This window comes from Lysinibacillus sp. FSL K6-0102 (assembly GCF_038003545.1).
GTDB lineage: Bacteria > Bacillota > Bacilli > Bacillales_A > Planococcaceae > Lysinibacillus > Lysinibacillus capsici.
The window spans coordinates 1,348,909-1,361,622 of the sequence record NZ_JBBOPH010000001.1; the positions used below are offsets into that span (position 1 = coordinate 1,348,909).

General features: G+C 35.4%; 14 protein-coding genes. 9 read left to right on the plus strand and 5 right to left on the minus strand.

Annotated features, from left to right (window positions below; genetic code table 11):
* Nucleotides 1-83: 83 nt before the first annotated feature.
* Nucleotides 84-983, minus strand: coding sequence for a hypothetical protein (locus tag NYE73_RS06395; protein ID WP_259949940.1), 900 nt, complete (start codon nt 981-983; stop codon nt 84-86).
* A gap of 285 nt (nt 984-1,268) precedes the next feature.
* Between NYE73_RS06395 and NYE73_RS06400 the strand changes: the two genes are divergently transcribed.
* The 5 genes from NYE73_RS06400 (at nt 1,269) to NYE73_RS06420 (ending at nt 5,494) form a co-directional block, all read left to right on the plus strand.
* Nucleotides 1,269-1,634, plus strand: a complete 366-nt coding sequence (locus NYE73_RS06400) for a hypothetical protein (protein ID WP_259949941.1) — start codon at nt 1,269-1,271, stop codon at nt 1,632-1,634.
* Between the two features lie 450 nt (nt 1,635-2,084).
* On the plus strand, nt 2,085-2,657 hold the full coding sequence (locus NYE73_RS06405) for a class I SAM-dependent methyltransferase (RefSeq protein ID WP_054550638.1): 573 nt from the start codon (nt 2,085-2,087) through the stop codon (nt 2,655-2,657).
* Nucleotides 2,657-3,244 carry a DedA family protein gene (locus tag NYE73_RS06410; protein ID WP_259949942.1) on the plus strand — a complete coding sequence of 196 codons (588 nt, stop codon included), beginning with the start codon at nt 2,657-2,659 and terminating at the stop codon, nt 3,242-3,244. The genes NYE73_RS06405 and NYE73_RS06410 overlap by 1 nt, the downstream gene beginning before the upstream one ends.
* 53 nt (nt 3,245-3,297) lie before the next feature.
* Entirely contained in the window at nt 3,298-3,999 is a 702-nt protein-coding gene (locus NYE73_RS06415) for a response regulator transcription factor (RefSeq protein ID WP_048391196.1), read from the plus strand.
* Nucleotides 3,983-5,494, plus strand: a complete 1,512-nt coding sequence (locus NYE73_RS06420; protein ID WP_054550640.1) for a sensor histidine kinase — start codon at nt 3,983-3,985, stop codon at nt 5,492-5,494. Before NYE73_RS06415 ends, NYE73_RS06420 begins: the two co-directional genes overlap by 17 nt.
* 4 nt (nt 5,495-5,498) lie before the next feature.
* Here NYE73_RS06420 and NYE73_RS06425 read toward each other — a convergent pair whose 3' ends face one another.
* Complete coding sequence (locus NYE73_RS06425) at nt 5,499-5,804, minus strand: hypothetical protein (RefSeq protein WP_048391191.1); 306 nt, start codon at nt 5,802-5,804, stop codon at nt 5,499-5,501.
* A 279-nt stretch (nt 5,805-6,083) separates the two neighbouring features.
* Between NYE73_RS06425 and NYE73_RS06430 the strand changes: the two genes are divergently transcribed.
* Complete coding sequence (locus NYE73_RS06430) at nt 6,084-7,685, plus strand: Na/Pi cotransporter family protein (RefSeq protein WP_181574679.1); 1,602 nt, start codon at nt 6,084-6,086, stop codon at nt 7,683-7,685.
* A gap of 85 nt (nt 7,686-7,770) precedes the next feature.
* Here NYE73_RS06430 and NYE73_RS06435 read toward each other — a convergent pair whose 3' ends face one another.
* On the minus strand, nt 7,771-8,649 hold the full coding sequence (locus tag NYE73_RS06435) for a LysR family transcriptional regulator (RefSeq protein WP_048391189.1): 879 nt from the start codon (nt 8,647-8,649) through the stop codon (nt 7,771-7,773).
* Nucleotides 8,650-8,749: 100 nt separating this feature from the next.
* Here NYE73_RS06435 and NYE73_RS06440 point away from each other — a divergent pair, with 100 nt between their 5' ends.
* Nucleotides 8,750-9,913, plus strand: coding sequence for a YbfB/YjiJ family MFS transporter (locus NYE73_RS06440; RefSeq protein WP_048391187.1), 1,164 nt, complete (start codon nt 8,750-8,752; stop codon nt 9,911-9,913).
* A 41-nt stretch (nt 9,914-9,954) separates the two neighbouring features.
* Here NYE73_RS06440 and NYE73_RS06445 read toward each other — a convergent pair whose 3' ends face one another.
* Both NYE73_RS06445 and NYE73_RS06450 read right to left on the minus strand, forming a co-directional pair.
* Nucleotides 9,955-10,815, minus strand: a complete 861-nt coding sequence (locus tag NYE73_RS06445) for a YitT family protein (protein ID WP_048391185.1) — start codon at nt 10,813-10,815, stop codon at nt 9,955-9,957.
* A 32-nt stretch (nt 10,816-10,847) separates the two neighbouring features.
* Entirely contained in the window at nt 10,848-11,387 is a 540-nt protein-coding gene (locus NYE73_RS06450; protein ID WP_048391183.1) for a transcriptional regulator, read from the minus strand.
* A gap of 183 nt (nt 11,388-11,570) precedes the next feature.
* Between NYE73_RS06450 and NYE73_RS06455 the strand changes: the two genes are divergently transcribed.
* Both NYE73_RS06455 and NYE73_RS06460 read left to right on the plus strand, forming a co-directional pair.
* On the plus strand, nt 11,571-11,822 hold the full coding sequence (locus tag NYE73_RS06455) for a PLD nuclease N-terminal domain-containing protein (RefSeq protein WP_016994843.1): 252 nt from the start codon (nt 11,571-11,573) through the stop codon (nt 11,820-11,822).
* Nucleotides 11,806-12,708, plus strand: coding sequence for an ABC transporter ATP-binding protein (locus NYE73_RS06460; RefSeq protein WP_048391182.1), 903 nt, complete (start codon nt 11,806-11,808; stop codon nt 12,706-12,708). Before NYE73_RS06455 ends, NYE73_RS06460 begins: the two co-directional genes overlap by 17 nt.
* Nucleotides 12,709-12,714: the final 6 nt, after the last annotated feature.

Below are 12,714 nucleotides of genomic sequence, written 5' to 3' on the forward strand. Positions count from 1 at the left end.
TGTGGTCAATGTTTGGGAAAATAAAAAAGAACATGATTGTGACCATTTCCAATAGTCTCACTCATGCTCTCCATTGCTTCAGTTTACTTATCATAATAATTGTTCAATGCAATTTCTAAACGTTCTTCTAAATGCTTTGAAATATAGCTTAGAACGAATTGCTCTTTGTCCATTTCAATTTGTGCGGACTTAAAAAATTTGGTGAAAAAACCGACTTTATGATTTTGGGAATATTGCTGTAATGCTTCTGTACGTAATGTAGAAACGATTTCATTTTCTATATGACGCTCTCTAATCTTTTGGACAATGTCCTTCACGCTATTTTCTTGCAGCTCGGTAATTTGATTTTGTAGATGCTCATTTTCCTGCTTTAGCTCCAACGTTTCTTTTTGAATTTCTTCCACTTGAAGGACAGAATCGGTCGAAAGACGTTGAATGTTTTTGTCAAGAAAGTCCTGATTAATGTTAACTTGTAACGTCCCTTGCTCTTCATTCGGCAAAATCTGAAAAAGACCTGTTTGAATCATTTGCTGTAGGACGTTTCCAAGTAAATCGATTTTATGTGATAAATCCTCAGAATCCATGGTCGTTGCGGTAATTTGGTGTTTCAGCAACTGACCGTTATCATCAATACCTAGCAATAATTTAATCCCCCTTACACGATACTCATCCTTCAATAATAAAATCATACGCAATCTCAATATAGCAGGTAGGTTTAAACGAATATTGCTATTTGTATTGGGCGAAGCATTGTCAAAAATATACTGTTCAAACGGTTTTAAATAGTAGCGAAGCATGGCGTCTGTAATATTAAACCAGCCCGCGACTTCTGCAATTGTATAGTGTTTCGATTCATCGATCTCTGCTAAATACCCATCATTATAGAGGTTTTCCTCTAAAGGTGTATGTTGCAGTGCCACAAACAATGGGTCATCTTGCACAATTTCAAGTACCATTTCTTTTGCATCATTTACTTTAAGCATCCTTACACACCCCACTTTATTTTTCCCATGACTAAATGTTCCCTATATAGGTTTCTATTCGATTGGCAGCAATTGTATGCCTATTTTATGTAGGAAATAGTCATTAGAACGAAGTACCTTTTAATCTTTTATGAATCTTAAGGGAAATTGTACTGATGTTCAGGAGGAAGTTAATACAGAAGAATTACCATCCTATACATTTTATTTTTTATAGATAAAAGAATATAATTGGTGTAAAATTACACTTAAATAATCATATTATATTTTTGTGGAGGTGTAGCTGAAATGAAAAGATTTATTCAAAGTATGTTGTCGCTATTTCCATTTCCGTTTTTATTTCATTTTTACGAGTATAATAGCCACCTCTCAAACCAAGAGGCTAGCTTCTTATTGCCATTATTTCTTTTTTCCATCATTGGAGTTGGCATAGTATCTAGAAATGAACATCTACCTTTGTTCATTGTCCTAAATTTTTTGATGACTGCTTTGTCTTTAATGTTAGGCCATTTTTTTATAGATGATGATGGAAGTTGGTTTAAGCCTTTTGGAAGAGATATAGCCATTATCTTTGTTTCATTCTTTTATGTTTTTGGGCAATTAATTATAAGAGGGATTAATATTGGAATCATAAGACATAGAGTAAAAGATTAAAATTACAATAAGTCGTATAAGAAAGGACCATGCCTTTATAAGAAGAGAGGAAAATATGGTCATTACTATTGATAAAGCTAAAAATGAAGATTATATTGCGATCAATCATCTTGGGGAAACAGTTACTTGAACGTGGTAAGAATGGGGAGGGGGCTACATCTATAGAATTAACTGTGTAAGTTCAATACCAATGAAATTGAATTTTATGAGCATTTAGGGATAAAGAGTGTAAAAAGAAAAATGAAGATGAATATAGAAATCAAGCAATTAAGTCACTCATGAATGAAAATGAGCGACTTTTTTCGTTTTTACCCTATGAGATCGTGTTGATCTACTAACTAATAATGTCAATTATTAAGAAAAAGTTAAGAATTCTCCTTGCAAATCTTTAAGAAAGTCTCTTTATAGTTAAAACCATCAATAATGAAAGCAAAGCGAGGAGACAACTAAATGCAGCTCATCACCTTCCTTACTGAATTTATAAAGCATCCAAAAACAATAGGCGCTATATCACCTAGTTCTAAGAAATTAGCGCATAAAATGGTGCAACCTATTTGCTTTGAGACGGCTCAATGCATTATAGAGCTTGGCCCTGGGATGGGGGCCTTTACAAAGGAGCTTGTGAAAAGAAAAAAGCCAGCTACATTACTTGTTCTCATTGAACATAATGCGATTTTTTGTGAGAAACTGCGTAGGCAATTTGCTCATGTAGCCAATGTTGTAGTGATCCATGGTTCAGCAGAAAATTTGAAGCAATATTTGACAGATTTGAATATCGAAAAAATAGATTATGTTATTTCTGGACTGCCATTTACTTCGTTAAAGGCGGAAGTATCGTGTTGTATTTTAAGAAATGTGAGGGATTGTTTGTACAATGGAAAATTCATTACTTTCCAATATTCACTTGTAAAAAAATCATTTTTTCAAACCTATTTTCAGAATATTTCACATGAGAAAGTATGGATTAATATGCCACCAGCCTATGTATTGAGCTGTAGGCTAGGAAATACGAGGGTTAGCTAATGGAGCTAAAGGATCTTTTATTATTTATTGAACAATATGGCTATTTTGCTTTGTTTTTTAGTTTATGGCTAGGGATCATAGGCATGCCGCTACCAGATGAAATGATTGTCATGAGTGGTGGTTTTCTATCGTCGCTAGGAAAATTGGTCATATGGAAATCTTTCTTACTTACTTATTTAGGCGTTGTTTCAGGGCTTTCTCTAGGATTTATACTTGGAAAACTATTTGGTCATCGTGTACTCGATAAACTTGTGAAAAAGAAAAAGGCAAAGTACTTAACCAAATCACAAGAATTGTTAGATCAATATGGACACTTTGCATTAGTCCTGAGTTACTTTATTCCAATTGTTCGACATATCCTCCCTTACTTGGTGGGAATGAATAATATGTCTTTTAAAACATATGCCTTATTTTCCTATACAACAGGCTTTGTCTGGACATTGATTTATTTTACACTAGGTTTATTATTTGGCAGTCAAATTGAATATATTTCTTTGATTGCTACGAAATATGGTATGTACTTTGGGTTATTCATCGTGACTGTTAGCTGTATTTATTATTTTTATATACGGAAAATAAAAAAATAGCTAAAATGGAGGAGCATTATGAATGGAAAATATTTGATTAATGGTGGGATTAGATGAGTAATGAAACAATTTTAATTGTAGATGATGAAAAAGAGATAAGAAATCTGATAGGCATTTATTTGAAAAATGAGGGATTTCATGTGTTAGAGGCATGTGATGGAGAAGAGGGCTTACAGTTAGTAAAGAAGCATAAAGTACATTTAATTGTATTGGATTTAATGATGCCTAAAGTAAATGGCATTGAAATGTGTATGAAGGTAAGAGAAATAGCAGAAATGCCTATTATTATGCTAACTGCCAAATCTCAAGATATGGATAAGATTAGTGGTTTAACGATAGGTGCTGATGATTATGTGACTAAGCCCTTTAATCCATTAGAGCTAATTGCCCGCATTAAATCACAGCTCCGTCGCTATCTGAAAATGAGTGGCTTACATAGCAGCAATAGAGAGGAGCTGGAAGTTGGCGATTTACGTATCAATACAGCGACACATGAAGTTTTTGTTAACAATGAAAGAGTAAAGCTGACACCTAGGGAGTTTGCTATTTTGGAATTGCTTGTTAGTAACCCTGGCATTGTCATGAGTGCAGAGCAAATCTATGAAAAAGTTTGGAAAGAGGAAGCATTTCAATCGGAAAATACTGTAATGGTACATATTCGAAAAATTAGAGAGCGAATTGAGGCAAATCCAAGGAATCCACAATATATTAAAACCGTATGGGGAGTAGGGTATAAAGTTGAAAAAGTTCTTTAGGCTTTTAAAGTTCCCAAGGTTTCTGAAGCAAATTGGTGCGAAAATAAAAAATAATATTCAACGTAGCATTCGTATTCAACTATTTACAACGTTTTTATTATGTGCACTTGGCAGTTTTTTAGTGGCACGTGCAGTAGTGCCATTTTTTGAGAATAACAATGAGACAGTGATTGTGGATTATAGTGGTAGTATGAAGATGATGTATTATCATGCACAGGATACAGCAGCATTGGCAACCCAAGAAAATAGTGTTGAAGCATTAAGAGAATTGATCGATCAAGAAAATGGAAAAATAGAAAATGAGGACAATGCATTCAAAATTGTCGTCACAGATGAGGCAGGTAAGATCTTATATAAAACAAAGCAGGTAAAAGAGCAACAAATCGATTTGCATGAAGAAATAAGGCATGTCATGGGCTTTACAATGAATCAACCTTTTGAAAATGCCTATCATATGATCGAAACTTCTCGTGAAGAGTTTACTACATTAGTGCCACTAACTTTACAAGATAAAAATTATTACTTCTTTGTTAGTGGGCTTCCACAAGGAGAAGCCATCACAAGTACGAATGAAGGTCCCATACCTTTTTTCATTGGTGTTATGTTGTTTATCGTATCATTTTTCTTGATAACAAAACGCAAAATGAATCAAATTGAGGCATTAGCAGAGGGGGTTATGGAAATCGCAAAAGGAAATTTAGCCTTTCGTATTGAGAAAAAAGGCCAAGATGAAATTGCTTCACTAACGGATAATGTTAATCAAATGGCAGAAGAAATTATGACAAGTATCGAGATGGAGAGGAAAATTGAGCAACAAAAAAACGAGCTTATTACAAATGTTTCACATGACCTTAGAACACCTCTTACCTCAATCATGGGTTATTTGCGTTTATTAAGAGAAGAGAAGTATGAGACAAAAGAGCAATATGACGAATATTTGAAAATAGCCTTTTCTAAATCCGAACAATTAAAAAATTTAATAGACGATTTATTTGAATATACTAAGCTCACGAATGATAAAAATACTTTAATGCGACAACAAGTTTGTGTAAATGAGCTGCTCGAACAACTAATGGAGGAATTAGTACCGTTAGCAGAGGAGAAACAACGTATTTTTATAAAACATTTTCCAGAGAATCGAATTTTTGCTGCGCTGGATTCGGAAAAGATTGTACGAGTATTTGATAATCTTCTCATCAATGCGATCAATTATAGTACTGCTGAAGGAAAAATTATGGTTTCCCTTGAAGGACAAGCAAACCATGTGCGTATTTGTGTAGCGAATCAAAGTGATGCCTTTACATCGGTGGAGCTTGCTAGTTTATTTGAGAGATTTTATAAAAAAGATCAATCGAGAACAAATGTAACCGAGGGCTCAGGGCTTGGACTAGCGATTGCGAAAAGCATAGTGGAGCTTCACGGAGGAACGATTCACGCAAAATACAAAAACGAGACACTGTACTTTATTATCACATTGCCGTTAGCAGCTTCATAACTGACTACAATGGAAGAATAGTAATGGCATGTTGTGTTTGTGTATGATGTGACAGCATGTCTTGCAGGGTTGCTAGGGTAGCTGTGTTTCTGATTAATAATTGGATTTCAGTATGCTTGTATTGTCGTTGAAAGTCCATAATATAATCTGCAATGATATGTAAATTATATTGATTTTTAATCTCTACCTCAACGAAAAATGGCAGTGTTAAATCTGGCAGCTTAATACTGCCACCACGTCGAATCCAAATTGCTTCCTGCACATAGTAGCGGATCGGTAATTGGCGGTTACTAGCTATAAAAATATCCATAGAAAACTCCCTTCAGTGTCTAAGTACAGCCTAATGGAAATGCATTCAGTCGTCAAAAGAAAACATGTGAAAATCTGATTGAAGATTTTTTCATGTTTTTTTTGTTTGTTTTTTGTTGAATTTGATTTGAATATGTCCGTTTTTTGGACTAATTGTAAAGGGCGTGTAAACATTAATTTAATCCATTGTAAATGATATGTACAGCTAGCTTAAAACTATTAATAATAAAGTCTGACAACAAGGAAAGGGTTGAATGGATTGGCTATCAATGTACAGGAGATGATTTTCCAATTTCTTGGAGGGTTAGGCTTATTTCTTTTCGCTATTAAATTTATGGGAGATGGCTTGCAGAAGGCTGCAGGTGATCGACTAAGAGATATTTTAGATAAATTTACAACAAACCCATTGATGGGTGTACTAGTTGGTATTGTTGTTACAGTTCTCATACAATCAAGTTCAGGTACGACCGTTATAACTGTTGGACTAGTGAGCGCAGGACTTATGAAATTGCGTCAAGCAATAGGCGTTATTATGGGAGCTAATATTGGGACAACCATCACAGCATTTATTATAGGAATAGATGTAGGTGCTTACGCATATCCAATTATGGCAGTGGGCGCGATATGCTTATTTTTCTTTAAGAAGAGTTTCATTCAAAATATGGGACAAGTATTATTCGGGTTTGCAGGTTTATTTATTGGTTTAGAGCTTATGAGTGGTGGAATGAAGCCGCTTAGAGATTGGCAACCATTTTTAGATTTGACTGTACAAATGTCTGATGTGCCGATTTTAGGGGTATTAGTAGGAACGATATTCACCCTGATTGTTCAATCTTCCTCAGCTACAGTAGGGATTTTACAAGGGCTTTATGCTGAAGATTTAATAACTTTACACGGGGCATTACCTGTCTTGTTTGGAGATAATATTGGTACAACGATTACAGCAATTCTAGCCGCTTTAGGTGCTTCTATTGCAGCAAAGCGAGCAGCTGCCACACATTTACTATTTAATGTAGTGGGTACAATTATCTTTATGCTCATATTGGGATTATTTACGAACTATGTGGAATGGATTGCAGGGGTGCTCAATTTAGAGCCGAAAATGCAAATAGCCTTTGCACATGGAACGTTTAATGTCATCAATACAATCATTCAGTTACCATTCATAGGTGTTTGGGCTTATGTCGTAACGAAACTAATTCCAGGCGAAGATTCAGTTATTGAATACAAACCAAAATTTTTGGATAAAAATTTGATTATCAAATCACCATCAGTGGCATTAGGTCAAGCAAAGATGGAAGTAGTGCGCATGGGCGAGTATAGTATTCAAGGTCTAGAAGAAACGTTAACGATTTTGAAAACGGATGATGCTAAGTTAATCGGCAAGGTCGGCCAATTGGAGGAAGCCATTAATAATTTAGACCGCAAATCAACGGAATATTTAGTGGAGCTATCAAAACAATCTCTATCAACCCATGATTCCCAAGTGCATCATGCTTTATTTGAAAATATTCGGGATATCGAACGAATTGGTGATCATGTAGAAAATATAATTGAGCTTCTGCAATACAAGGATAGTAATCGTGTTCGTTTAAGTCAACAAGCGATGCAGGAGTTAGAAGATATGTTTGTTTTTACATTAGAAACTGTGAAAATGTCTATTGAATCCCTTGATAAGCGTGATCTTTCCTTAGCACAGCAAGTGATAGAAAAAGAAAATGAAATTGATAATATGGAGAGACGTTTACGTAAGTTGCATATTAAGCGATTAAATGAAGGAGTTTGCTCAGGTTCAGCAGGTATTGTATTTGCGGATATTGTGAGTAATTTAGAAAGAATTGGTGATCATGCTTCTAACATAGCGGAAACCGTTATTGCCTAATAATAAGCTGTTCAGTGGAGATAATCTGCTGAACAGCTTTTTTATTAGGGGAAGGATAGAATTGTTAAAATGACAGATAGAACCCTCAAACTGTCGGATAGTCATAAGCTTCTATGGCTTCTAAAAAATAAGTTAGGATGGGGGATTGTACTTCGTCCTTACGATAAATAAACCATGTAGGAATATGTGCTTGCTTGTTCTTTATCTTGTGCAATGTTAATGCTTGTGTTGCCATATATTTTTCCGCAATGGCAAGTGGTAGTAAGGTAATACCTAACCCAGCAGCAACACAGCCAATAATACCGTCAAGCGTACCAAGCTCCATTCGATTTTGTGGTCGAACCCCTTCTTCATGTAACCAATGTTCCAAGATGGCTCGATAGGAACAGCCATGTCGGAATGTAATCACAGTGCTTCCCTCTAAATCCTGTAGATGCTTAATAGGTTTATGCTTGCTAGAAGTGAGAATAACAAGCTCTTCACAGACAAACTCTTTCATCATTATATTTTCTTTATAAACAGGTCCGGTAACAAATGCGCCATCTAGTTCATAGTTTTCTACCCGTTCAATATTGTACTGAGAAGGGCTTGTTAATATGGTGATATCCACTTGTTCATGTGCTTGATGAAATGTGCTTAACAGAGTTGGTAAATGCAATGCAGCAGTTGTTTCCATCGAACCAATTCGTAAAACGCCTCGTTGTTCCTCCGTTTCATGTATGATCTCAAAGGTTTTTTCATAGAGATGAAGCATTTTTAGGACTAACTCGTAGAATTGTTCTCCTTTTGGTGTTAGCCGTATCCCTCGATGTCCACGATAAAAAAAGGTTGTTTCGTAGATTGCCTCAAGACTTTGTATTTTCATAGAGATATTGGATTGTGTGTAATTAAGTGCTGTGGCAGCTTTAGAAAAGCTACCTGTTTGGACGACTGTTCGATAAATCGTTAAATCATTAATATTCATATGCCCTCCAGCTATCAATTTTATTGATACTTATTATAAAGAATTAGATCTATTTTTGATACCTAGATATTCGATATAGTGAAATAGAAGGAGTGATGATATGCACAAGCAAACCGTACGCTATTTAATCGGGGGTATTTTTGCTTTAGTTATTGCTATGGGCATCGGCCGTTTTTCGTATACGGTTATTTTACCTTATATGCAAGAAACTTTTGAATTTAGCCGAGCAACAGCAGGTTACTTAGCAACAAGTAATTACTTAGGTTATTTGGTTGGAGCCTGGGTGGCAGGTCGTTTACCAATAGGGAATAAACGTATTCTCTTTTTGCAAATTACCCTTGGTATCAGCATTTTAACAACAGCCTTCATGGGCTTTACAAATGTAATCATCATTTGGTATTTATTACGATTTATCTCGGGTGTTGTGAGTGCTTTTATTTTTGTTGTTATAACAAGCCTTATACTAGACCAGTTAGCCAGCAGTAGTCATATGCATCTATCGGGGCTGTTCTATAGTGGGGTGGGAATAGGGATTGCATTAAGTGCGGTAATTGTTTCACCAATCCAAGCTGTTTTCCATTGGAATGGAACTTGGATCGTATTAGCTTTATTTAGTATTGTATTGTTTGTCTTGATTGTACTATTCATTAAGCCTATTACACCAAGTAAACAACTAGTGGAAAGCCAGATAATTTCACAGAAAACGCCTCCTCAGTCTTGGATGAAATGGTTAATCATCGCTTATAGCTTAGAGGGGCTTGGCTATATTGTCACAGGCACATTTATTGTATCAATTGCACAGGAGTCGACAAGCTTTCATGGAGATGCAGCCTTTGTATGGTTTGTTGTGGGTGTTGCAGCAATTCCCTCATGTATCGTTTGGTCTAAGCTAGCACAGCGTTATGGCTATGTGAAAATTTTACTCATCTCTATGCTACTGCAAGCGATAGGTATTGTTTTACCTGCGCTAGCTACAAATTCGATGACCCTTTATGCTAGTGCCTTCATTTTTGGGGCAACCTTTATGGGAATTACAACTGTTTGTACAACATTAGCGAGGAAACTTGCACCAGTTAATAGTCATCAAATGATAGGTTATTTAACGGCTGGCTATGCGCTCGGACAAATGATTGGTCCATCCATTGCAGGCACACTTGCAAGTTACACAAATAGCTATCAGTATGCCTTAGTTGGGGCTTCCTTAGTAGTAATGCTGGGAGGATTATGTTTAATAGGAGGCGTAAAATATGATAGAAGCAACTAAAAAAAGTAAGTAAGGCATAGTGCGCCTTACTTACTTTGAAATTAATGGATATCTCGTTTCTTAAAGTTACCACCACGAACTTCTGACACATCAGAAATGACTACAAAAGCGCCTTCGTCGATGTCTTTAATAATCGAAACTAATTTATTTTCTTCCATACGGTTAATGACACAGTTTAAGATTTCTGTTGGTTCATTGGAGAAACCACCACGTCCATGTGTATAGGTAACACCACGTCCTAAGCGGGCTTGGATAGCGTCTCCAATCTCCTCGGATTTTCCACTAACAACACGAACTTCTTTTGATTTTTCTAAACCAACTTGGATAATATCGATAACATTTTTGGCAATATAGTAAGTTAACGCTGAGTAGAGAGCACTCTCTAAGCCAAAGATAAAGCTTGCCCCTAAGAAAATAAAGGCATTGATAAATAATATAATATCGCCGACTGAAAATGGAATTTTACGAGATAATAGTACAGCTAAAACCTCTGAGCCATCTAAAGCGCCACCATTTCGTAGGACAATTCCAATACCCACACCAAGGAGCATACCACCAGATAAGACAATTAGGAGGGGATCATTTGGGCCTAAAATGGTTTTGACGTCATGTAAAAGCACTGTAGAAATCGATAATGCTGCAATACCAGCGCTACTCATTAAGGCAAAGGTTTTTCCAACTTGCTTGTAGCCGATATAAATGAACGGAATATTTAATACAAAGAGCAGTACGCCTAACGGGATACCAAAGAGGTGCGCACCCATAATACTAAGACCTGTTACACCGCCATCAATGACAGCATTCGGAATTAACACGGCCTCTAGTCCGTATGCGGCTATAACTGCCCCAATAATGATCATAATTAATTTTCGTATATTTTCTAGTGACTTTCCTTTTTTCATAAATCTTCTCCATTTCTTTACGTCAATAGTACCTAAGGCTTTGGAATAATATTTAAAGCAATTGTTTTAGTCTCCAAACCTTTATTTGAATCGGTCATATTATAGTATTTAGTTAATAAATCGTTTAATTCATTTTCAAAGTTTTTGAATTGATCGTCCGTTAACGTTAAGTCGATTAAAGAAAAAGTTGCTAAATCTGTTGTGCTTTCTTTTTCATCAAGTGAATGCAAATAATTTTGATATTGAGATAGTAAAGCCAATTGATAGTAGGAAATATAATTTAATTTTTGCTTGGTTGTGAGTTGAGTCCAATCCTCCTTACTAAGTTTTGCTGCTCCTTCATTTAATGCATAAAACTTCTCTGTAACAGAACGAACTTTTCGCTCTTTCACAATTTTTATGATATTTTCATCGACTAAAATTTGGATATGACGATATAGAGTGGCTTGTGGTACATCTTTAATGACAGAAATCATCTCCAATGTGCTTAAACCCTCTTCTTTATTGTGCATCAGAGCTTGTAAAATTTTCATTCTCACAGGGTGCATTAATACCTCTGCTTTATTACGCATAAACCGATCCTCCTACCAGAAAATGAGATAGTATCAAGGGAAGCAATCAAATGTTATCAATTTGAGAACATTATCAAAAAATATACTATAGCGTTTTTTTAAAGATGTACAGTAAAAAGGTAATGAAATTTTTTCATTCTTTTGTTATCATTATTGATAATGATAATGAAGGGGGTTATAAAAATGAAATTACACTATGGTTTTGAAGACTTAAATCAAATTGATTGGGCAAGCATACTACCAATTCTTTTACCATTTGTACTCGTAGGTTTTTTACTTATCACTGTTGCACTAATAGATTTATATAAACACAGAGATAGCAGAGAAAACATACTAATGTGGGCCATTATTATTTTGTTCTTTAATACAATTGGTTCTGTTCTATATTTCGTGATGGGAAGAAAGGATGTCAATAAACGTGCGCTTAGAAATTAATAATATTACGAAAAAATTTAAACAGAAAACGGCAGTAAGTAGTTTTTCAATGGTTATAGATTCGAATGAATGTGTAGGGCTTATTGGACCAAACGGGGCAGGAAAATCTACATTAATTCAGATTATTGCTGATATTCTTTATGCAGATGCAGGGGACATTGTACTTGATGGGCAAAAAATTTCAAAGATGAAAAATCATATTGGTTATTTACCACAGTACCCTAATTTCTTCTCGTGGATGACAGCCTCTGAAACTTTAGCCTTTATGGGGACACTTTCGGGTATTTCGAAAAATCAATTACAAAAAGACATCCCAATTCTTCTGGAAAAGGTAGGCTTAGGGAAAGAAGCACATGCTCATGTTGGAACATTTTCAGGAGGTATGAAACAGCGTCTTGGAATCGCACAAGCTTTATTACACAAGCCAGCTTTCATCATTATGGATGAACCAGTTTCAGCCCTAGATCCAATTGGTAGACGTGAAGTGCTGAATCTATTAAAAGACATAAAAAAAGAAACGACCATACTACTTTCTACACATATTTTAGGCGATGCGGAGGAAGTTTGTGAGCGCTTTGTGGTCATTAAAAATGGTTACAAAATAGAAGATGCAACAAAATTAGAGTTACTTAATCGCTATCAAGATTCAGCTATCTTTTTAGCGGTTCAAAAGAAAGATGTTAAGTGGCTAACAACGATTGAACATTTACCTTATGTAAAGAGAATCGAAAATTGTGGGGATGGTTTTAAAGTATATGTCAATCACTTGGAAGAGGACGCCCATCGATTGCTACAGTACGGATTGGATTCAAATGTACTATTTACAAAGTTTGATCTTGGCCTTCAAGAAAGCTTAGAAGAAATATTTTTAGAATTGGTGGTGTAATTTGAA

Excerpts from the sequence above, each read along its gene's own strand:
- NYE73_RS06395 (WP_259949940.1), bottom strand. The coding sequence starts at position 983 with ATGCTTAAAGTAAATGATGCAAAAGAAATGGTACTTGAAATTGTGCAA.
- NYE73_RS06400 (WP_259949941.1), top strand. The coding sequence starts at position 1,269 with ATGAAAAGATTTATTCAAAGTATGTTGTCGCTATTTCCATTTCCGTTT.
- NYE73_RS06405 (WP_054550638.1), top strand. The coding sequence starts at position 2,085 with ATGCAGCTCATCACCTTCCTTACTGAATTTATAAAGCATCCAAAAACA.
- NYE73_RS06410 (WP_259949942.1), top strand. The coding sequence starts at position 2,657 with ATGGAGCTAAAGGATCTTTTATTATTTATTGAACAATATGGCTATTTT.
- NYE73_RS06415 (WP_048391196.1), top strand. The coding sequence starts at position 3,298 with ATGAGTAATGAAACAATTTTAATTGTAGATGATGAAAAAGAGATAAGA.
- NYE73_RS06425 (WP_048391191.1), bottom strand. The coding sequence starts at position 5,804 with ATGGATATTTTTATAGCTAGTAACCGCCAATTACCGATCCGCTACTAT.
- NYE73_RS06430 (WP_181574679.1), top strand. The coding sequence starts at position 6,084 with ATGATTTTCCAATTTCTTGGAGGGTTAGGCTTATTTCTTTTCGCTATT.
- NYE73_RS06435 (WP_048391189.1), bottom strand. The coding sequence starts at position 8,649 with ATGAATATTAATGATTTAACGATTTATCGAACAGTCGTCCAAACAGGT.
- NYE73_RS06440 (WP_048391187.1), top strand. The coding sequence starts at position 8,750 with ATGCACAAGCAAACCGTACGCTATTTAATCGGGGGTATTTTTGCTTTA.
- NYE73_RS06445 (WP_048391185.1), bottom strand. The coding sequence starts at position 10,815 with ATGAAAAAAGGAAAGTCACTAGAAAATATACGAAAATTAATTATGATC.
- NYE73_RS06450 (WP_048391183.1), bottom strand. The coding sequence starts at position 11,387 with ATGCGTAATAAAGCAGAGGTATTAATGCACCCTGTGAGAATGAAAATT.
- NYE73_RS06455 (WP_016994843.1), top strand. The coding sequence starts at position 11,571 with ATGAAATTACACTATGGTTTTGAAGACTTAAATCAAATTGATTGGGCA.